The following is a 21,729-nucleotide window of genomic DNA, read 5'->3' as shown; positions in this document are numbered from 1 at the left end:
AAGCGATAGTTGTCCGTTTACAACGATTTGCTTGCTATGTTTCAATACTATCTCAAAATATCTTCAACAACGAGCACCTAAACAATGAAAAAATCGCTTGGTTTACTGTGTTTAATGTTCTTAAGTAGTACCGCTCACGCTGACTACTCTATTAGCGCTGGTTTCGGCAAAAACTTTACTAACTCGGTGCAAACCGAAGAAAACCTAAAAATTGAGCTTGAGGATGACAGCCATTTTACTGTCAGCCTAGATAGAACTATTGATAATGCTCGTTATGGGTTCTTTTATTCTGCAACCGAACTTGATATGAAAGACCAAACCAACAAGCAAGTCGAGATGCAATACCTGCTATTTCAAAGTGCCGTTGAAGTGCCATTAGCTGACCGTATAGTTGGTTTTGTTGGTGCCCAAATTGGCGCAAACCACGTCAGCACTGACTTTGCCGACTCTGATACATATTTTACCTCTGGCCTTTATGCTGGCGCAGATTATTTATTTACTGAACAAGCTCGGGTTTATGTTGAAACTCGCTGGCTGGCAACTATTGTAAATAATGCAAGTAACGTATCGTGCACATTGCCAACATCAGAAGACGACCAATGTCTATGGCACTTTGATGGTGATGTGTTAAACCAATTTCAGACAAACATCGGTTTTAGTTACCGCTTTTAAGGAAGACCCCATGCCGCACATTGTTATAGAACACTCAGAAGACTTGCCAATTCTGCCACAAGTGTTAGTTGAAAAAGTTCACCAAGCCGTTTTTGACTCAGGCTTATTTGATCTTTCGACCATAAAGACTCGTGCAATCGCTTATCAACATTACGAATTAGGTGAAGGTAAAGATGGCTTTATACACATCGGCGCATCAATTATGGCAGGAAGAACCGTAGAGCAAAAGCAGATGCTTAGTGAGCAATTATTAAATTGCTTAAGAACATACTGCCGCCGCTCGTATAGTCTAAGCGTTAATATTTATGATATGGATGCTGATATCTATCGTAAGTGCTAGCTTACTTTGGTAAATAAGCTGCGGGTAAACGCTTGATTTCTATCTCAGGCGATAGATACGCAGTGTAAACCAACCAACGTTCATCGGGTATGTAGGTCAGACCCGATGAACGGCTATATGCGCGCTCAGGCAAAGCAATTAAATCATGATGTTGTTTACTAGCTAAGTCATAGTAGCTAATACGATAATCACCTCGGCGCTCTTTATAATAATAAATACGCCCTTCATGATACGCGTTTTTTGCTACTCGTAACCACGCATATTTGCGCGCCAACTTAACATCGTTCACCAGCATTTCTTCAACACCTGTATCATGATGTTTAATCCAAATAGCATGGCGCGAATTGGTAAATAAAATATCGCCCGATTGTGTTTCAACGCCATACTGTGCTGGCATTTCAACAGCTTTTCCTTGGTTTTTTCCTGATAAATCATAACGGTAAAGATAGTCACCATCAGAGACTAAAAAATGCTGACTATCAGCACTAAACTTAGGTTTAGCAGCATAGCTAAATGGCAGTTCGATTTGTTGGCTTTGCTCTACTTTGAAATCATAAAAATATAAACGAGCGCTGCCGTTATCGTTCAATGAAAACAAGATATAACGTCCATCGGCTGACCAGGTCGGGTCACGGATCTCAGCGGTACTATGTGAAATATTAGTAAGCTGTTTTCGCGAGCTACTATCGGGGTTTACAATCCAAAGCTGCGAACTGCCTGACTCATTCGACACATACAGCAGTTTATTCTGTTGCTGATTATACTCGGGAAAGAGCGAGCTAAAGTTAGTCGACAACATAGAAAATGGCGAGCTTGCCACCTGTTCGTCTATTTTCAGTCGCGTGATTACCTTATCTAAATCCCATTGATGATAATAAACACTCCCATCGCCACTGAAGTTAGGTGAACTCATACCAGCAATTTGCGTGTTGATTAAGGTTTTATTCTTAATATCATAAAAATAGCCATAACGCTTAGCGCCCTCTACCGCACTAAACGCCAATTGCTCTTTAGACGGATGCCAATCTACACCATGAATATCAACAAAATCATGAGTTAGCCGTTGGCTTTGCCCTGTTTTTACATCTATTAAAAACAACGCTTTTTGGTTGTTTTTAACATTACGCGTAACCACAACTCGCTGTGCATCTGGCGAAAACGACACTGACTCATACACAGTTTCGCAGTCATCATTACAAGGAATAACTGTTTCTTTTGTTTGTTTTTCCTGTAACCCAAGTAGCTTGATACGAGTCACCCTGTTGCCTGACTGCCCAGTGTGATCTGCAATGTAGGCTAGAGTTTTGCCATCACTACTGATATCAAGATCTGCTGCATAGCTATTACTGCACTCGCCAAGTACAACACTGGTGGCATTCACCAAAGACAGTTTTACAATTTCACAAACATCTGACGCCATTCGGTAATAGTATAAAGTATTTGAGTCTGGGCTAAACACAGAGCGTCCTTCGGTAAAAGGTGAGTCTGTTAATTGCTTGGCTGGGTGTTCAGGAAAATGTAAATCGCGTAAATAGAGGTTATTTTGTTTACCAAGTTGTCGCCATGAATACACCAAATAGTGTTGATCATCTGAAATTGAAGGATAAATCTCACGACCAGGGCTTGCCGTCACACTTTCGATGCTATTAAGTGGCAATACAAAGCTTGAATTGATTTGCTCTGAGGGCGATGAGAACAACCAATACATTCCCACTAGGCTTATTAAACAAAAAGCCACAAACAACTGCCTTATTTGTACTGCTGTGATACTAAAGCCCTCGGTTTTTACTTCATCGGCTGTAGCTATTGGTTCAGGCTTTAACAGTACCCGGTAACCCGTTTTACGTAATGTCTCTATATAAGTTTGTTCTGGGTCGAGTTCTTTAAATGTTTTTCGTAAATGCCAAATAGCATTCGTTAACGCTTTTTCCCCAACATAAAAATTACCTTCCCACACATGGTTAATAAGATCTTCACGGGTGATAGGTTCAGGGTAGCGCCCAACTAAACAGCCTAATAGCTCAATGAATTTAGGCTGCAAAAGCTGTTCACTGCCATTGCATATCAGTTTATTTTCGAGCGGGTTAACAACACATGGGCCCAGCTGATAAGCGCGATTAGATGTTTCCATTAACTCTAAATAAAACCTCATTTTAGATAAACAGCAGTGTAAGCCCCTACCAATCTAACGTAAAAGCCAAGTATTAACCAGTCTAGAATTGCAATTTAATTAACAATAAGAATTTTCCTAACGCACTGTTTTTAAATGAATAGATATTCAATAGATATAAAATAGAGACATAAACGAGCAACCTAAGATTGTAGTTAAGTTCACATTTCTATAATTATTTTAACGTCAATACCGACCAACCAGAGTGTTGTTCGCTGTAAATTTTAACTGCCCTTAAAAAGAGCATCACTCTGGTTCTAAAAACTAAAAATATAACAACTAGGAACGCCTGTGAGAAATCTACTAACCAAACCTTGTGCCATTGCACTTGCCGTTGCCAGTGGTTTTAGTCAACATGCTTTTGCTGATGAGGCTGAAATAGCTCGCACTGCCAATACCACCCCAACAGCCAATGAGCAAACTGAAGAACCTGAAAAAATTGTCGTGACAGGTTCACGAATAAAGCGTGATAGTTTTTCCATTTCAACCCCCTTAGTAACGATGGATCGTGACGCTATTTCCGATACAGGATTAAGCAACTTATCAGATATTTTAGTTGATAACATGCCAGCTCTTAGCGAGAGCATCGGTAACACCACCAGCCAATCAAGCGTTTCAACTACCGGTCTATCAACAGTTGAACTACGTAACTTAGGCCCTAATCGCACCTTAACGCTGATCGATGGCCGTCGTGTAGTTTCTAATAGCTACAGCGGCAACTATGTCAGTTTAAATACTATTCCGAGCGGCATGGTTGATCGCGTTGAAATAATCAGTGGTGGCGCTTCTGCAACTTATGGTGCCGATGCTGTGGCCGGTGTTGTTAATATCATCACTCAATCTAAAAAAGAAGGGTTTGATTTTAAAGCTAAAACTGGCGAGTCAACTGAAGGAGGCAGTAAAGAGTTTAGCCTCGATTTAAACTATGGTACGTCATTCGATGATGGTCGCGGCTATGCTTATTTCAGTTCAAACTGGGACCGTGATTTCGGGATGACTTTTTACGACCGTAAACGCGCACAAATAGAAGATAGCTACGATTACGATAAAGATCGCATGTGTAATGTAATGCAAACAGCAGATGGCGATCAATGTATGCGCGACATCACGCAAGCTGATTGGGTGAGTAAAAGTGATGGTCTTCCTGGTGGTGTGTTTTTAGAAAATGGCAAAAACGACACACAGTTCTGGTACGACGGACAAACCCTGCGTGATGATTGGAAAGGTAATGAAGAAATTTATGGTATCAATTCAAATCAGTATGTAATGCTTGATGTACCAAGCGATAACTTCTCTACTGCAGTTAAAATTGATTATGACCTTACTGACAATGTGATGTTTTACGCGCAAGTGCAATACAGTGACAGTGATTCGTTCAATCATAAATCACCAGAAGACGAATATGAGGGTGCCACAGCACCGCAGTTTGATCCGGCTACAGGTGAGCCTTTAGGGCTTGTAAAACCGGGTTATATTCCAATTGACAATCCGTATGTTCCACAAGAGATTCTTGATGCAAACCCATACAAAGACCGTATTTATTGGGATCGTCGCTTTCATGAGGTTGGTAACATCACTACTGACAATAGTCGAAAAACTATTCGCAGCTGGGCTGGCCTTCAAGGCACTCTATTTAATGACGAGTGGGACTGGGATTTTTCAGTCAGCTATGGTCGATTTAAACAACATCAAGTACGGAGCAATGAATTAAATACAGTTAGACTTAATCAAGCTTTACAAGCTGAAGAGTTAGCTGATGGCACAATTCAGTGTACTGATGAAGCGGCTCGCGCAGAAGGCTGTGTAGCAATTAACTTATTTGGTGAAGGCTCTATTACCGAAGAGATGGCCGCTTGGATCCGTAGCAACCCAATTATTGATACCGAGATAAAACAATATGGTGCGGTAGGCTACATTACTGGTGACCTGTTTGAGCTCCCTGCAGGGCCAGTTGCAGCTGTGTTTGGTGGTGAATACCGCAAAGATAGCCAAGACCTCAAAACCAGTGATGATATAAAAGCAGGCGGTATTACTTTTAATTATGTGCCTACTTTTTATGGTGAAGTTGATGTATATGAAGCTTTTGCTGAGCTTGCACTCCCGCTTTTAAGGGATGCAACATTTGCAAAGTCACTTGATACAGACCTATCTTTACGTGTAGCTAACTACAGTATGAATAATGTCGGGACTGTTGCCAGTTATAAATTAGGCGTAATGTGGGAAATTACCAACGGCTATGCTTTTAGAGCTAACTATGCCCGTGCTCAACGTGCCCCAACTATCACAGAATTATTATCACCACCACGCGGCGACTATGACAGCTATGATGATATCTGTGATGGTCTAACAGCTACATCAACTGACGCAGGGCATGATAACTGCCGCAAAGAGCCAACACTTGCAGCCCTAATTGCAGAAGATCCTAACTTTGAATTTGATGATGATAACAACCGTTATTCACCGGGTGTGGGTAATAAAGAGCTCAAAGAAGAAACCGCTGATACCTATACTTTCGGTGTGAGTATTGCCCCTCAGTTTATCCCTGATTTTAATCTTGCGATTGATTTTTATGACATATCTGTCTCAGATGCTATCTCTGAATTAAGTAATGATAATATTCAACGAGAGTGTTATGACTCAGGTACACAATGGGGTGAAAATAATTCTTTTTGTAATGATATTACCCGTAATGATGAAGGTAATATCATTGAAATAGTACAACGTAAATACAACCTCGATGAGCTAACTGCACGTGGTTATGATGTTTCAGCTCAGTATGAATATGATTTACAAAGTTTAGGTCAGTTGGCATTTAAACTTGACTACAATCATGTCATCGAGAACTCGCAAACATACCAAAGCCCTGATGGCGGTAAAGTGACTACACATTATGCGGGCTATGGCGAAAGTAAAGATAAAGCTTCAATGTCTTTAACTTGGCGAAAAGATGAGTTACGGATCCGTTGGCGTACTAAATACTTAGGCTCATTTAAAGCAAGCCAAAGTAGAGAAGAAGAATACTTAGGCTACTTAGCAGATAATGATGAACGCTGCGCAGAAGGAAGCGATGAATGCGTTACGAACCCTGAAAAACTAGCTTTTCAAGATTACGGCTCATACCTAAGACATGATTTGTCAGTTTCTTATAAATTAGAACTGTCTAACAAAAGTGATTTACGTTTATTTGGTGGTGTGAATAACCTTTTTGATAATAAAGGGGACTTTTACCCATCAGGCCGCGGTAATTATTATTCAAAATACGGTGGTGGCAAGGGGCGCTATGCATACATAGGTGTATCATACAGCTTCTAGCCTCAGCGCTCGAAAATAAGAAGCACGCCTCAGTGGCGTGCTTCTTTATCAATGCCAGCTTTGCATCTCAACTAATCGAGACTCGGTCCTCGCATATTCAAATGCCAGTTTTTGTCCTTGATATAAATCGCTAATGCCCACCTCGGCCGAAATCACCAATAATCGGCTGCGATCATAAAACTCATCAACCAATGCAATAAAGCGCCGCGCTTCATCATCTAAAAAGTGTTCTTGTAAATCTTGCTTTTCTCGCTGGTAGCTATCTTCAATACCATGCACAATTTGTTTGCCTGTTGCTCCACGCCCCATTACTGGCACATTGAGTAAATACACCCGCTGAAAACACTCTGCCAAATAAATATAATCCGCGGTGCTTCTAGGTCCTGAGCAAAGCGTCATAAAATCAAACATAATGGCGTCTTGAGCGAGCAAGATACAGCTAAGCTCGCGGTGGCAAACCTCTATCGTTGTTTGCCTTTGTACCGCTTGCTCTTGCTTTAAAAAGCGCTCTGTTAGCGCCTCTTTGTTATTAATAAAATAATGTGCGGTTTGTTTGCCAAAGCGAAAGCGATGATCTGTATCGCCTTCAACACTTAAAACATGGCAATGCTCATTTAATAAATCGATAGTGGGTAAAAATCGTGCGCGCTGTAAACCGTTGCGATATAACTGCTCCGGTTGACAGTTCGACGTTGCCACTAACACTACTTGTTGCTCAAACAGGGCTTTGAATAAGCCACCTAAGATCATGGCATCGCCAATATCAGACACAAAAAACTCATCAAAACAAATCAAGCGAATATGCTCTGCCCACTCTTTAGCAATCACCGTCAGCGGATTTTTTTGCCCTTGCAGCTGAGTTAAGCGCTCATGCACTTGCTTCATAAAATGATGAAAATGCAAACGCTGCTTAGCGTCAATATCAACAAGCTTGAAAAACACGTCCATTAACATGGATTTACCACGCCCTACTGGACCATATAAGTAAACCCCTTTTATTGGCTTAGCGCTTTGCCACCAATGGCTTGGTGCAGCCAGTTCTATGGCTAGATTATCAAGAGCATTTATCGCTGTGCGCTGGGCACGGTCTTCTTGCAAATCACCTTTGGCTATTTGCGCTTGGTAATACTGTAATATTTGTCCTTGGTGTACTGTCATAGGTAACTAGTATCCGCTATACTCGCCGCCATTGTAGCCGACTAAAAATGTGATCCCAATGAAATTTCCATGCCGTTTAGATAAATTTATTAGCCATATTGCCGAGTTACCTCGCAGTAAAACCAAAGCAGGTATAAAACGTAAATACGCCACCGTTAATGGCGAGGTGATCACCTCATTTGATTATTCAATCAACCAAGATGACGATGTGCGCTGGCAAGGCGAGCCACTGGTATTTTTAGGCAAACGCTACTTCATGCTCCATAAACCAGCTGGCTATGTATGTGCCAATAAAGATGACCTTCACCCGACTGTATTTGATTTACTTGATGAACCAAATATGAGCGACTTTCATGTTGCAGGCCGTTTAGATATCGACACCACAGGGTTAGTGATCATCACCAATGACGGCGACTGGTCACACAAAATTACTGCACCAAAGCATAACAAATTCAAAACCTATTTAGTTGAAACTCAAGAGCCTATTGATGAAGAAGCCATTGCAGCATTAGAGCAAGGGGTGCAATTACACAACGAAAAAGAACTAACCCGCCCTGCTATTGTTGAAAAGCTTGCAAGCTACAGCTTACGCCTTTCAATTTGCGAAGGTAAATACCATCAAGTTAAACGAATGCTTGCAGCTGTAGGTAATAAAGTTGTTGAATTACATCGTGAAAAAATAGCTGGCATCACCCTCGATGAAAGCCTTGCAAGCGGTGAATATCGTGCCCTGACAGAAGCCGAACTGAAGCTCTAAATAGGTACTTGAGTAAAAATCATGATAACGCTGTCATTTTTCCTTAATAAAACCAGACAAACGTGGTAGAAGTTAACAGGGGAAATAATAAAGGAGGCTGACTGTGTTATCAGGATTAGCTTTAAAAACAAAAATCACCTTATTTGCTATCGCTATGTTTATTGCGTTATCGGCGATAGCATTACTTGGCTTACAATCTTTACGCCATGCCAGCGAAAGCGACAACATCGCGCGTATCAACCAGCTCATGAAGAGCACCACCAATATTGTTGAGCAATTTGAGTTGATGGTTAAAAGCAATCAACTCGAAGAAGCACAAGCAAAGAAGCTCGCGATTCAGGTACTTCGAGAAAATAAATACCACGACTCAGAATATGTGTATGTCGTCGACAACAACTTAGATTTTGTCGCCACTCCGCACGACCCAGAACTACACGGCACCAGCTTTAACGATTTTAAAGATGCCAGCGGCAACAGTATCGGCCGTATGGTCGAAAATCTCGTGGGTAACACGACCAATAAAATCATCACCTATCACTGGGATTCAGTGCGAGATGGTGAAACCGTTGATCTAACTTCTGTAGTACAAAAAACACCGCTGTTTGGCTGGTATGTTGGTACTGGTATTAGCGCCAAAGAAGTTGATGAACGTTATTGGAATACTGCAAAGTGGCTGCTGGGCTTATCTATGCTTATTGCCATTGCGCTGACCTTTGCCATTGCCCGCTTTGGTTCATCGCTCACTAATGCCTTGGGCGGCGAAATTGATGAAGTAATTGGTATTGTTAAGAATGTCTCTCGTGGCAACTTAAACTCACATATTCGCCAAGATACCCCACCTGAAAGCATTATTGCAGCCATGCATTATATGCAGCAAGGGTTACGCGGCGTTGTTGGTGGCATTAAAGGTGTTACAGATAGCTTAAAAAATCAAAGTGTTGATAACGAGTCTCGCTCTGTTGAGCTCGACAAACTCACTCGTAGCCTAAACGAAGAAACTCAAATGGTTGCTTCAGCTATTACCGAGTTAACAGCCTCAGCGCAAACCGTTGTAGAACATGCTGAACAAGCAGCTTACTCAGTGCAAGAAGCTGAGCAACAAGGTCAAAGTGCCAGCCACTTAACCAGCGAGGCAGCTGATACCATCGCGCTTTTAGAGCAGCAAATTGACAGCGCTGGTAATAATATTCAAGTGCTTGATGATGAGGTAAATAACATCGCAAATGTGCTGAGTGTTATTCAAGGTATTGCCGAACAAACTAACTTACTTGCGCTTAATGCGGCAATAGAAGCTGCCCGTGCAGGTGAGCAAGGACGAGGTTTTGCTGTGGTTGCTGATGAAGTTCGTGGGCTTGCCCAACGCACACAGACCAGCACTGAAGAAATCCGCAATATGATTGGCAAACTACAAGCTGCAACCCTAGATGCCAAGTCATCTGTTTCGCTCAGTATGAGTACCAGTGAACAAACCGTAGAAAAATCGACTAAAGCCAATGAAGAACTAAAACGCGTTGCCAGCTCACTCAGCGCAATCGCGCAAATGAGCCATCAGATAGCTATTGCTGCAAAAGAGCAGCTTGATGCTGGTGAAGACACCGCCAAGCGCATCGTAACTATCTCAGACACGGCTTCACAAACGGCTAATGTATCTAATCAGGCTCATACAGCAACCGATTTGATCAAAGGCCTTACTAGCGATTTAGAAACTGAAACCGCTAAGTTTAGCTAATTCAAACAAGTAAAAACGAAAAAGCCCAGCAACTGCTGGGCTTTTTCGTTTTAAGTTCGTATTAAGACTTTATTTGTACCAAATCAAAATCGGCCATCCCCGGCACCATTTGTTGTAATCGTGACTCAGTGACATCTAATGAGTTCAAACACTCACAGTATTCTGAGGCTTTCATCTCTAATTGCTCTGCTTTCTTTTGTAGTGATTTATCAATTTCTTTTGAGATGATATCCATACGCTGCCCCATATCATTGATACGGTCTTCGATGTTACCTTCGCGCGATTTAAAGGCATCACCTAGCGAAACTAAAATAGCGCCAAGTGAACCGTGAACTGCAGAGTGAATTTTTTGGCTGATTTCTTTGGTAAAAAAGTCATCGATTTTCGACAGCGACTGCGGAGCAATAAAGAAAAAGTCATCGCCACGCTTAAATTTATCCATTAGTGCACGCTCAACATATTGCAGTTGAGTTTTTAGCACTTCAGGCTCTTTGTCTGACATGCCCTCAACAACTTGCTCGATAGCACTTAAGCCAAGGTTTACACCATCGGTCGCTAAGTCAACAAGTTCAGGGACGGTTTGCCTAATACCCCGACTGAATTGCTCCACAACTTGGCTTTCTTCTGGGCTTAAATCAACCCAATAACCACGTATAAACAATTGGTTATCGTTGTTGATTTGTACGCGAGTTTGACCTTTATCAACTATACGAATGACATCATCAGTGATGATCAAGCCATGGCTTAGCTCTACATCGCATTGTTTTTTTTCTAGGGTTGCGTAACTGGAAAAGCTAGAGAATGTAATGGCCGCTGCTAACAACGAGCGAGAAAAAAACGCCATATACACCTCAAAAAGACAAAAAAGGAAGGCCGCTAGATTAGCAAATATCCAATTTTATGCAAGTAAAACGCCTAGCTATGCTAGGCGTCTTAAAAGAAAGGTGAGTTAAATTGGCGAACCCGGTGGCATTGGCAACACTTTAAAGTTTGCAGGCCATTCACCGTTTTCTAAAAAGTGACTGATTTGCTCGCTTAAATATTGCTTAAATGCACTGTTGCCAACGGATACACTGCCTAGCATTGATTCTTGCTGGTAACTCTTTGCAAGTTTAGCTAAGTAGTAACGAAGCTGAGCTTGTACTTCGGGTGCTACCTCATTGCTTGCCACTAGGTCAGCAAACTGTTTCGCAGTTAAAAGCTGCACACGTTGACTAATTTTACCAGCCATACCTGAAGCAATTTTTTGCTCGAAAACTTGCTGATAAGTTTGTGCTAATAACGCATCTAAACCATAAAATGCATCGCTTCGTGCTTGCTGCTGCGCTAAACGGTTAATGCGTTGGCTATTAAAAAGTAGGCTCAAGCTATGTGCTGCAGCAACCTCAGGCAGTGCCATCGCATCGAGCGTTAGTCCTGTGCGACCAACAATGCTCTCCCGTGATTTTGATTCACCATACGCTTTTGGTGGAATAAGCGCTAATACCGACTCAGGCAAAACAAGGTTCTCAGCTTTTAATGTCGCAAGTACGGCATCCACTGCCGCTTGTTGTGTTTGCTTTGCCACAACCTGTGCCCCTTTTGGTTGTGAACCATCACGAACTTCGTATTCGTAATTTACACCGGCAATTAATTTAACCGCCGCTTCAACTTGATAGCGGTGGAACAAATAAAGTGGCACCAGCATTTCTTCTAGTTGTGATAAAGCTGTGCCCGTTTTGATGTTTTCGATACCAAAGCTCGTCAGCGCTTGTTTACGAACATCTAGTACCCGCATAAGCTCATCACTCGGTGAACTTCCGTTATCCCATAAATGCCCAGTTGGGTGAGCGCCCCCTTGAGCGCGGGCATCACTGTCTGAGATAAACTCCAACCCTTTGCTTTTGTTCTCGGCTAAAATAGCAGCCAATTGCTGTGCTTCATCTTGATTAGTGAAATCGCTATAACCATATTTAATAACTTGGGTATCCCACACGCCCATGCCAGCAGCATAGCCTCGGCTTACATCTAATTTACCTTGCTCATCAAAGCTCAGTAGTGGGTGTGGATAATCCATTACAGAGGCTCTGTCTGCCACTGACGCTGCAAAGTTATGCGAAATACCTAAAGTATGCCCTACTTCATGAGCGCTTAATTGACGGATGCGGTCAAGTGCCATGGCTTGTAAACGCTTAGCTACTTCATTGCCTTCAAAATAGGGAGCTGCTAATGCTTCTGCAATTAAGATATCTTGACGAACACGCAGTGAACCCAGTGTCACATGGCCTTTGATAATTTCGCCAGTTCGAGGGTCAATCACTGAACTGCCATACGACCAACCACGGGTTGCACGGTGCACCCATTGAATTACGTTGTAGCGAATATCCATAGGGTCGGCATCATCAGGGAGCACTTTAACGATAAATGCGTTCTTATAACCTGCTGCATTAAAGGCATCATTCCACCATTTAGCACCATCAAGTAACGCTGTTTTAACTGGCTCTGGTACGCCCGGATCTAAGTAATAAACAATCGGCTCAACGGGCTCGCTGATTGGCAGGCTCGGATCTTTTTTTGCTAAACGATGACGCGGGATGTAACGCACATACATAGACTCACCCAGCGCTGCCGCATAATCTTTGTGTTCAATGCTCCAAAAACCTGCTTGAGGGTGGAACTTGCGCGGGGTGTAGTTATCATCAGGTAATTCAATTAATGAGTGATGCATATGTACTGTCAGCGCATAAGGGTCTGCGCTCACTTGGCGTACATACTTTCCTGGGTTATTACCATGAAAAGTAAGCACGGCTTCTAATTCAGTATTTTTTTCAAATGCTTTTGAGCGTGCTAAATAAACCGCACTGCGGTTGCTATCTAGATTAAAACTTCCCTGCCCAGTTGCCGATAAACGACGGCTTACACCATGAACATCGCTTAATAAATAAGGGGTGTAATCCACAAGTACAGCAGTATCTGACTGAGCTACAACACTAAAACCCGCTAAAATACTCGATGCGAACGCCTCTTTAATACTTTGTTGTTCCGCAAGGTTATTAGTATTAGCGCGGTAATATGTATTGATGGCTCTTAGCATTACCTTATCGCCAAAACGCTCAAACTGTACTAAATGTGTGTCACCTAACTGACCGCGATCTAAGCCAATATCATTTGAACCAACACCGTAAGGTAGGCTTTGTTGTAGTAAAAATTGTTGCTCGAGTTTATCCACTTCAAGATACAATTTGCCGTTTTCTGTGTCGTAGTAAAATGAAAAATAGCCTGAAAAATGAGTCATTTTTTCAGTAAAATCATTTATAGACTTAATTGCTGCGTGTGCTTGAGTTATCATAGTAAGTAGCACAGCTAAGAGCAGATATCGTAGTAATGGTATTTTTTGCATAATCTTATCTTTGTTATTCGCGTTTTAAATACTGTATAGGTATTAAGCAGTATAAAGTACCGTTTATAAAAATCAGCTATTTAAGACGAAATTCAGCGCTTGCTAAGACATTCTCTCTCACACTAAAAATGTCTGGCTACAACGTTATCAGGAAAATAGAATGCGTAGACTCCCACCGGTATTGTTAGAAGATGGTTGCCCTCGTGAACTGATCTCATTGATCAGAACGGTACTTGCGGCATGTAAAGAAATTTCATTTCGTGTTGGTCAAGGCGCCCTATCTGGCGTATTAGGCTCAACCCTAGACGAAAACATTCAGGGTGAAACTCAGAAAAAACTCGATGTTCTAACTAATCAACTTTTAAAAGATATTTTATTAGAATCGGGCTACGTAAAAGCCATTGCCTCTGAAGAAGAAGACTTCACCGTTGCGGGTAATCCAGATGCCAACTACATTGTTGCATTCGACCCACTTGATGGCTCATCAAATACTGATATCAACTCACTCGTTGGTACGATTTTCTCAATTATGGCGGCGCCTGAAGGTTCAGATCCAGCTGATCCTAGTATTTTTATGCAACCGGGTAAAAACCAAGTTGCAGCGGGTTATGTATTATATGGCCCATCAACCGTGCTGGCGTTAACAACCGGCAAGGGCACACGCTTTTTCACCTTAGATAAAACGCACGGTACCTTCTTATTAACACAAGATTTTGCAAGCGTACCTGAAGAGACCAGCGAATTTGCTATCAATGCTTCAAACCAACGCCATTGGCAACCTGCGATGCAAAATTACATCAATGACTTAATTGCTGGTGACACAGGCCCACGTGGTCGTAACTTCAACATGCGCTGGATTGCTGCAATGGTGGGTGATGTGCACCGTGTATTATGTCGTGGTGGTATTTTTACTTACCCAACTGACACGAAAGATCCAAATAAACCTAACAAATTACGTTTATTATACGAAGCAAATCCAATGGCAATGTTAATCGAACAAGCTGGCGGCATAGCTTCTACAGGCACTGAGCGCATCATGGACATTCAACCTGACGCTATTCACCAACGTGTGGCGGTGATCTTAGGTTCGAAGAACGAAGTAGAAACCTGTTTAAGCTACCATAAATAACAAGCAGTAAATGCCTCAAACTGGAAGACTTCAACTTTAGAAGCTTCCAGTTTTTAATAAACGAGAGATTCTCAACAAGTTACTTACCTTACAGGCACAAAAAAACCGCAACGAGTGCGGTTTCTTAAATTCTTTTGGCGCTTAAATTAAAGGCCTGCGCGGTCTTTAATAACAGCGATTAGTGGTGAACCACCGTGACCGTTCGACTCAGCCCAAGCAATATCAGCACCATCTTCTAAAGAGCTTTTTGATAAGTTCTTAACAATATACTCACCAGTATCTGCCGCGCCGCTTTCGATTGCATGACGAAGCATGTTATTGCCATTGCATTTCACAGCATCAAAAATGTTACGAATTTTCACACGTGAGCTTTTAAGCTTACTACGCAAACGGTTTTTATCATCAGCTGCGATATATTCACAGATAGAAACCGCTAATTGATCATCAGCTTTTGCTGGTGCTGTATACGCAACTGACGCTGATACAACAGCCGCTGCAAGTAACATATTTGGTAACTTCATCATATTTTGCCCTTATGTAATACTTTTTTCTTACCAAGATTGTGTAATATTGTACCAACTAATTAATTTTACCGCAATAATGTTACGAATTTTTGTACAGGGTTACAAAAGTATACGAGTGAGGGTTTTTGTTATCAGGCTGATGCTTTTCTTGCTCGGCAACTGTCCAATTAGCAACACTTTCGTAATCTGGGAATTGCGTGTCACCGGCCACTTCGAGGTCGATAAAAGTTAAGTATAGACGATCTGCTTGAGACAGGAATTGTTCGTATATATTTCCGCCACCAATAATCATAACTTCTTCAACATCAGCAACCAATTTCAGCGCAGCTTCTGGAGAAGTAACCACCTCAATACCCTCTGCTGTGTAATCAACATTACGCGTGATAATAATATTTTGACGACCTGGTAAAGGGCGGCCTATTGATTCAAACGTTTTGCGGCCCATGATCACAGGCTTTGCCATGGTTACTTTTTTAAAGTGTTGCAGATCGGCGGGTAAATGCCATGGCATTTGGTTGTCTTGGCCAATTACTCGGTTATTTGCCATCGCAGCAATCATTGAAATTTTCACACTAAACCTTAATACTTTTTTCTTATTAATAAAAAAGGAGCGCATGGCTCCTTTTCAGTTTTAAATTTTATCGTTGGTAGATAACTTCCACATCGTAGTCATCATCATCCCAGTCGTCATCCCAATCATCATCATCTTGAGAGGTCGCTTTCTGATGATAAGTATCCCACTTAAATTCAACTTCTTCTTTCTCTTCTTCAGCGAATTTCTCTTTCGGCATACTATCAAGTAGCGCCATAATGTCATGACACAATGCTTGAGTATTTTGTTTATTCGCAGCAGAAATACGGTAAACATTAACCTCTTCACCTAGCTCTTCGGCAATTTCATTACACAGGGCTTCAGCTTCATCTTCTGGTAATAGGTCAATTTTGTTAAATACTAACCAGCGCGGCTTTTCAGCAAGTTTAGGGCTGTATTGGTGTAGCTCATTAATAATCGCAAAGGCATTATCAACCGGGTTTGTACCATCAACAGGCATAACATCAATGATATGCAGTAATACACGACAACGCTCTAAGTGTTTTAAGAAGCGAATACCAAGGCCTGCGCCATCTGAAGCGCCTTCGATTAGACCTGGGATATCAGCAATTACAAATGACTTATTCGCATCTGGGCGTACTACACCAAGATTAGGAATAAGCGTCGTAAACGGGTAATCTGCCACTTTTGGTTTAGCTGCAGAAACACTGCGGATAAACGTTGATTTACCAGCATTTGGTAAACCAAGTAAGCCAACATCAGCAAGTAGCATTAGCTCTAGACGTAAGCTGCGAACTTCACCAGGTGTACCTAGTGTTTTTTGACGTGGAGCGCGGTTTGTACTTGATTTAAAACGTGCATTCCCCAAGCCATGGAAACCACCTTTTGCAACAACAACCTTTTGACCATGCTTGGTCAAATCACCTAATGACTCTTCAGTGTCAACATCAATGATACGTGTACCAACAGGTACTTTAAGCGTTAAATCAGCGCCTTTTTTACCTGTCATGTTACGGCTTTGACCATTTGTGCCGCGCTCTGCTTTATGAAAACGCTCAAATTGGTAATCAATTAACGTATTTAAGTTTTCATCGGCTTGTAGATAAACGCTGCCGCCATCGCCGCCGTCGCCGCCATCAGGACCGCCATCTGGTACATATTTTTCACGTCGGAAAGATACGACACCGCTGCCGCCATCACCCGCGTCACAACGAATTTCTACTTCATCTACAAACTTCATGATTACTCACTTTAAGATTGGCTTGTTAATAACTCTATTATATACCTAAGTGCCCTATTCAGCACCCAATGCCAAGGCGCTTAGGTATATATTTATACGCACTATTATGTGCCTTAAAACAAAAAACCCCGCAAAGGCGGGGTTTTTCAAATATCGAGATGATTACTCAGCTACGATATTTACGTATTTACGGTTTAAAGGACCTTTCTGTTCGAATTGAACTTTACCATCTGCTTTTGCGAAGATAGTGTGGTCTTTACCGATACCTACGTTTGCGCCAGCGTGGAAACGAGTACCACGTTGACGAACAATGATGCTACCCGCTAGAACTGATTCACCACCAAAACGCTTAACACCTAGGCGTTTGCTTTCTGAATCGCGACCGTTACGAGTACTACCAGCTGCTTTTTTATGTGCCATTTCTCAGTACCTCTAATTAAGCGCTAATGCCAGTGATTTTAACTTCAGTGAACCATTGACGATGGCCCATTTGCTTACGAGAATGCTTACGACGTCTAAATTTAACAATCTTAACTTTCTCACCGCGACCGTGTGAAACAACCTCAGCTGTTACTTTACCACCGTTTACGAACGGTACACCGATCTCGATTTTCTCACCATCAGCAACTAAAAGTACTGAATCAAATTCAACTGCTGCACCAGTTTCAACGTCTAATTTCTCAAGACGAATTGTTTGACCTTCAGTCACACGGTGCTGTTTACCACCACTTTGGAAAACCGCGTACATAATTAACTCCGTCTGTGCGCCCTCAAATCGACGCAACTAAAATATTCTTCAATAGGGCGCGAAGTTTACGCTAATGTGCAAAAACTAGCAAGCCTCTTTTTCGATAAAATGAATAAAAAATAGCTGCATTGAGAGCAATTCAATATTTTCCCCTATTCTATCCTAAAAACACCACATGCCAAGCGGTTTTTACGATCTCATGACAATTAAATTACGCTAATAATAGGCACCTTTAAAATTCAAAAAGCTGTTCACTTATTAATCAAGGTTATAAATTTATCTTGGCAAAATTGATCTCAAATAAAAAACTTTACAGTGTTTTTTTACTGAATCATCACAAAATATCGAGCAAGCGCTTTTTTTGTTGTACAATCAGCCCCGTATACCCATAAATATTGGCTCGGAGATCAATGGATATAAAAGCTATCCAGACGTTAATCGAAAATGAAATGGATGACGTCAATCAACTTATACATGCCCAAATGCGCTCAGATGTCGCATTGGTTAACCAACTCGGTTTATACATAGTAAACAGTGGCGGTAAACGCGTTCGTCCTATGTTGGCCATTTTAGCGGCAAAAGCACTTGGTTATGAGGGCAAAGACCATATTACGCTTGCCACTATCATCGAATTTATTCATACCGCCACTTTATTGCATGACGACGTTGTCGACGAGTCACATTTGCGCCGTGGTACGCCTACAGCCAACGCAGAGTTTGGTAATGCAGCTAGCGTTTTGGTCGGTGACTTTATCTATACACGTTCATTTCAGCTTATGGTTGGCCTAGGTAAAATGCCAATCATGCAAATTTTAGCGGATGCAACCAATGTCATCGCTGAAGGTGAAGTATTACAGCTAATGAACTGTAATGACCCTGACACCACAGAACAAAGCTATATGCAGGTTATTTACAGCAAAACGGCAAAATTGTTCGAAGCTGCAACCGGCCTTGCTGCAATTATTACCGAGCAAGACGAGCAAACCCTTGAAGCATTAAACTTATATGGAATGCATCTTGGCACTGCATTCCAATTAGTGGATGATGTACTTGATTACAACGCTGATGCCGAGCAACTTGGTAAAAACATTGGCGATGATTTAGCTGAAGGTAAACCTACCCTACCGCTTATCTACGCAATGCAAAAAGGCACACCAGAGCAAGTTAAGCTAGTACGTGAAGCAATTGAGCTTGGTAATGGTATGGACCATTTAGAAAGCATTCTAGCGGCATTAGCTGACACTAAAGCCCTTGAGTTTGCAATGCAAAAAGCTGAGCAAGAAGCTGACAAAGCAATTGCTTGTATTGCGTTCTTACCAGATACACCGTACAAACAAGCCTTAGAGAGTTTGGCCCGTATCGCCGTTGCCCGCGATCACTAAACACTATTTATTCGAGCCATTAAAAAAGCCTGCATTTGCAGGCTTTTTTGTTTTCGGCGATTTAAAAAATCGCCTATCATCTGTCGGAATTAACCGTTGATGAAATCAACACCTTCTTGGATGTCTTTGTTAAGTGTAGCTAGCATGTCGTTTTTAGCTTGCTCTTCGAATGCACTTAACTCACCGTAAGAAAGAATTTCTTCAACGCCGTTCTTACCTAGACGAACTGGGTGTGCGAAGTATGCTGCGTCACCGTTTTCAACTGCAACGTATGCGTAATCAATTACTTCTTCACCTTGTAAGCCTTTAACTAAAGACATACAGAAGCGTGCTGCAGCTGCGCCCATAGAAAGAGTCGCTGAACCGCCACCCGCTTTAGCGTTAACAACTTCAGTACCTGCGTTTTGGATACGTGGAGTTAATGCCGCAACTTCTTCGTCAGTGAAAGTAACACCTTCAACTTGAGATAGAAGAGGAAGGATTGTCGTACCTGAGTGACCGCCGATCACTGGAACTTTAACGTCAGTTGCGCTTAAACCTTTAAGTTCAGCAACAAATGCTTCTGAACGGATCACGTCAAGCGTTGTGATACCGAATACACGGCCTGCATCGTAAGTACCCGCTTTTTTGAATACTTCAGCAACGATTGGCACTGTGCCGTTTACTGGGTTAGTGATGATACCTACTAACGCTTTAGGACAGTTTTTAACGATGCCTTCAGCTAATGTTTTGATGATACCTGCGTTTACGTTGAAAAGGTCCGCACGGTCCATGCCTGGCTTACGTGGCATACCCGCTGGGATAAGAACGATATCACAACCAGCTAATGCTGCGTCTAGGCTGTCAGCACCAAAGCCTTCAACTTTAACGTCTGTTGGGATGTGAGAAAGATCAACCGCTACACCAGGAACAACAGGGGCAACATCGTATAACGATAATTCAGAACCTGCAGGTAAACTTGTTTTTAATAATAAAGACAATGCTTGGCCGATACCGCCAGCTGCGCCTAAAACAGCAACTTTCATTGGAATTCTCCGTAATTTGAGGTAGGAAATATTTGTGGCCCTAAAGATAATGAAATTAGCGACTAAAAACAAATTTATCCTGCTTATTTCGCGTATAATTTCGACCATAGTTGTAAACTTGGCTGTAAAGACACAGCATTTTGGACGACTTTGTAAACTAATACTGCATAAATATGCAGAGTTGTGTAGAATTACCCTACATTTTATGAATAAAGAAACGGCAACATGCAACCACAAGACAAACAAGAAGCACTGATCAAAGCGTTTAAAGCGCTATTAAAAGAAGAAAACTTCGGTTCACAAGGTGAGATTGTCGAAGCATTAAAAGAGCAAGGCTTTGATAATATTAGTCAAAGTAAAGTATCTCGCATGCTAAGCAAATTTGGTGCGGTACGTACTCGTAATGCAAAACAAGAAATGGTCTATTGCTTACCGGCTGAAATGGGTGTGCCAACAGCGAAAAGCCCGCTGCGTCAGCTTGTTATTGATATTATGCATAACGAAATGATGATTATCATTCGCACCAGTCCAGGCGCAGCACAATTAATTGCTCGTTTACTTGATTCACTCGGTAAAGCAGATGGCGTACTAGGCACTATTGCAGGCGACGACACTATTTTTATCGCCCCTGCGAAGATTTCTGAAATCGATGTAACGCTTGATCGCGTACGCACTTTATTCGATACCGTTTAAAGCTGCTTTAAGAAGTTTACTGACGGGGCGAAAAACGCAGATCCCATATCGGCTTGAGTAAAATCGAGCCAATGATCATAGCAATCGCCCTGCCCCAAGCGACTCTTTAATACCTGCTCAAACGCATCCCCTTGCGCCGCACACGAAACCATTAAAATTCCCTGCTTATGCACATCACCAAATGGCATGCTTTGGTTTAGCAAGAGAGGCTGGCCATGCTCATCTTTTAATTCACTACGAACCGCATGACTGGTTTCTACAGCAGGCACAATCAAGGTGTTATCTAGACGCGTGCGCCCCATGATTTGCTCTTGCTCTGATAACGATAAATGCTGCCAGACACTCAAATCATGCACAAAGCGCTGAACATGGATATAGCTGCCTTGGTCTTCAAAGTGCCCCGGTTTATCGATAAGTGCTGTACTACGCTTTTGGCGACCATGGGGTGTATCGCCTGCATAAATAAAGCCGTTAAAATCACGTCCATCTAAAAACCGAAAATTACGGACCTGCTCCACCAGCTCAACATCCGGTGTTAATAATTTTAGAATTTGCAGAGCAAATAGATGGTTTACATCTTCACGGTCTGAGCGAATTTGTACAAACAAGTCAAATGGCTGAGCACTCATCACATGCTCACTGTGAGTCACATTCGGAAAGCTTTGCAATTGGCTAGGGATAAACTCGGGCAGAATATGCGGCCAATATTGAGCGCCAAGGGCAACCACACACGATAGCATGGCTTCTGAGAACTGATCAGCAAACTCATCTTGAATGACGCTAACGCGTTTTAGTTTTTTACGTAATGACTCATCGTGGCCATCGTAAACATTAAAAAACAGGTGCAAACCATGTAAGTTTGCTTCAGCACAAATCCCAGATTGCGCTTGCGCCATAGTGAATCCTTAGCTTCTCGTT

19 protein-coding genes are annotated in these 21,729 nt (G+C 42.0%); 8 read left to right on the top strand and 11 right to left on the bottom strand.

The window, feature by feature from the left end; translation table 11 throughout:
• Positions 1-84: 84 nt before the first annotated feature.
• Together IMPJCBKJ_RS11880 and IMPJCBKJ_RS11875 are read left to right on the top strand one after the other, a co-directional pair.
• Entirely contained in the window at positions 85-672 is a 588-nt protein-coding gene (locus IMPJCBKJ_RS11880; RefSeq protein WP_166340506.1) for an outer membrane beta-barrel protein, read from the top strand.
• A 10-nt stretch (positions 673-682) separates the two neighbouring features.
• A complete protein-coding gene (locus IMPJCBKJ_RS11875; protein ID WP_054551025.1) occupies positions 683-1,012 on the top strand; it encodes a 5-carboxymethyl-2-hydroxymuconate Delta-isomerase in 330 nt (109 codons plus the stop codon).
• A gap of 1 nt (position 1,013) precedes the next feature.
• Here the strand turns inward: IMPJCBKJ_RS11875 and IMPJCBKJ_RS11870 are convergent, their stop codons facing one another.
• Positions 1,014-3,143 carry a winged helix-turn-helix domain-containing protein gene (locus IMPJCBKJ_RS11870; protein ID WP_166340504.1) on the bottom strand — a complete coding sequence of 710 codons (2,130 nt, stop codon included), beginning with the start codon at positions 3,141-3,143 and terminating at the stop codon, positions 1,014-1,016.
• Positions 3,144-3,473: 330 nt separating this feature from the next.
• On the opposite strand from IMPJCBKJ_RS11870, the gene IMPJCBKJ_RS11865 reads away from it, so the two are divergent.
• Positions 3,474-6,494 (top strand): TonB-dependent receptor, encoded by a 3,021-nt coding sequence (locus IMPJCBKJ_RS11865; protein WP_166340502.1) that lies wholly within the window; start codon positions 3,474-3,476, stop codon positions 6,492-6,494.
• 48 nt (positions 6,495-6,542) lie between these two features.
• On the opposite strand, the gene zapE is transcribed toward IMPJCBKJ_RS11865, so the two are convergent.
• Complete coding sequence (zapE, locus tag IMPJCBKJ_RS11860) at positions 6,543-7,652, bottom strand: cell division protein ZapE (protein WP_166340500.1); 1,110 nt, start codon at positions 7,650-7,652, stop codon at positions 6,543-6,545.
• Positions 7,653-7,710: 58 nt separating this feature from the next.
• On the opposite strand from zapE, the gene rsuA reads away from it, so the two are divergent.
• Positions 7,711-8,409: a 16S rRNA pseudouridine(516) synthase RsuA gene (gene rsuA, locus IMPJCBKJ_RS11855; protein ID WP_166340498.1), complete on the top strand. Its 699-nt coding sequence runs from the start codon at positions 7,711-7,713 to the stop codon at positions 8,407-8,409.
• Between the two features lie 154 nt (positions 8,410-8,563).
• Positions 8,564-10,138, top strand: a complete 1,575-nt coding sequence (locus IMPJCBKJ_RS11850) for a methyl-accepting chemotaxis protein (RefSeq protein ID WP_166340614.1) — start codon at positions 8,564-8,566, stop codon at positions 10,136-10,138.
• 61 nt (positions 10,139-10,199) lie between these two features.
• On the opposite strand, the gene IMPJCBKJ_RS11845 is transcribed toward IMPJCBKJ_RS11850, so the two are convergent.
• The gene (locus IMPJCBKJ_RS11845; protein ID WP_166340496.1) at positions 10,200-10,982 is read right to left on the bottom strand and encodes a YggN family protein; all 783 of its coding nucleotides are present in this window, start codon (positions 10,980-10,982) and stop codon (positions 10,200-10,202) included.
• A 105-nt stretch (positions 10,983-11,087) separates the two neighbouring features.
• Positions 11,088-13,517, bottom strand: coding sequence for a zinc-dependent metalloprotease (locus tag IMPJCBKJ_RS11840; protein WP_166340494.1), 2,430 nt, complete (start codon positions 13,515-13,517; stop codon positions 11,088-11,090).
• 160 nt (positions 13,518-13,677) lie between these two features.
• Here IMPJCBKJ_RS11840 and IMPJCBKJ_RS11835 point away from each other — a divergent pair, with 160 nt between their 5' ends.
• A complete protein-coding gene (locus IMPJCBKJ_RS11835; protein ID WP_138619101.1) occupies positions 13,678-14,646 on the top strand; it encodes a class 1 fructose-bisphosphatase in 969 nt (322 codons plus the stop codon).
• 146 nt (positions 14,647-14,792) lie between these two features.
• On the opposite strand, the gene IMPJCBKJ_RS11830 is transcribed toward IMPJCBKJ_RS11835, so the two are convergent.
• The 5 genes from IMPJCBKJ_RS11830 to rplU form a co-directional block, all read right to left on the bottom strand.
• Positions 14,793-15,170: a DUF3718 domain-containing protein gene (locus IMPJCBKJ_RS11830; protein WP_054551017.1), complete on the bottom strand. Its 378-nt coding sequence runs from the start codon at positions 15,168-15,170 to the stop codon at positions 14,793-14,795.
• 79 nt (positions 15,171-15,249) lie between these two features.
• Positions 15,250-15,741 (bottom strand): type 3 dihydrofolate reductase, encoded by a 492-nt coding sequence (gene folA, locus IMPJCBKJ_RS11825; protein ID WP_187490279.1) that lies wholly within the window; start codon positions 15,739-15,741, stop codon positions 15,250-15,252.
• A gap of 67 nt (positions 15,742-15,808) precedes the next feature.
• Positions 15,809-16,963, bottom strand: coding sequence for an Obg family GTPase CgtA (cgtA, locus tag IMPJCBKJ_RS11820; RefSeq protein WP_054551016.1), 1,155 nt, complete (start codon positions 16,961-16,963; stop codon positions 15,809-15,811).
• A gap of 162 nt (positions 16,964-17,125) precedes the next feature.
• Complete coding sequence (rpmA, locus tag IMPJCBKJ_RS11815) at positions 17,126-17,383, bottom strand: 50S ribosomal protein L27 (protein WP_054551015.1); 258 nt, start codon at positions 17,381-17,383, stop codon at positions 17,126-17,128.
• A 16-nt stretch (positions 17,384-17,399) separates the two neighbouring features.
• Positions 17,400-17,711, bottom strand: coding sequence for a 50S ribosomal protein L21 (rplU, locus tag IMPJCBKJ_RS11810; RefSeq protein ID WP_036965957.1), 312 nt, complete (start codon positions 17,709-17,711; stop codon positions 17,400-17,402).
• 410 nt (positions 17,712-18,121) lie between these two features.
• Between rplU and ispB the strand changes: the two genes are divergently transcribed.
• On the top strand, positions 18,122-19,093 hold the full coding sequence (gene ispB, locus IMPJCBKJ_RS11805; RefSeq protein WP_054562777.1) for an octaprenyl diphosphate synthase: 972 nt from the start codon (positions 18,122-18,124) through the stop codon (positions 19,091-19,093).
• Between the two features lie 89 nt (positions 19,094-19,182).
• Here the strand turns inward: ispB and mdh are convergent, their stop codons facing one another.
• The gene (gene mdh, locus IMPJCBKJ_RS11800; RefSeq protein ID WP_166340492.1) at positions 19,183-20,118 is read right to left on the bottom strand and encodes a malate dehydrogenase; all 936 of its coding nucleotides are present in this window, start codon (positions 20,116-20,118) and stop codon (positions 19,183-19,185) included.
• Positions 20,119-20,343: 225 nt separating this feature from the next.
• Between mdh and argR the strand changes: the two genes are divergently transcribed.
• Complete coding sequence (argR, locus tag IMPJCBKJ_RS11795; protein ID WP_054551012.1) at positions 20,344-20,811, top strand: transcriptional regulator ArgR; 468 nt, start codon at positions 20,344-20,346, stop codon at positions 20,809-20,811.
• Here argR and IMPJCBKJ_RS11790 read toward each other — a convergent pair.
• Positions 20,808-21,707 (bottom strand): Dyp-type peroxidase, encoded by a 900-nt coding sequence (locus IMPJCBKJ_RS11790; protein WP_166340490.1) that lies wholly within the window; start codon positions 21,705-21,707, stop codon positions 20,808-20,810. The two genes, argR and IMPJCBKJ_RS11790, sit on opposite strands and share 4 nt — an antisense overlap.
• Between the last annotated feature and the right edge of the window lie 22 nt (positions 21,708-21,729).

This window comes from Pseudoalteromonas sp. MB47, from assembly GCF_011319765.1.
GTDB classification, from domain to species: Bacteria; Pseudomonadota; Gammaproteobacteria; order Enterobacterales; family Alteromonadaceae; genus Pseudoalteromonas; species Pseudoalteromonas simplex.
The sequence above is the reverse complement of the archived record's forward strand: the minus strand, read 5'-3'. Positions and strand labels throughout refer to the sequence as shown.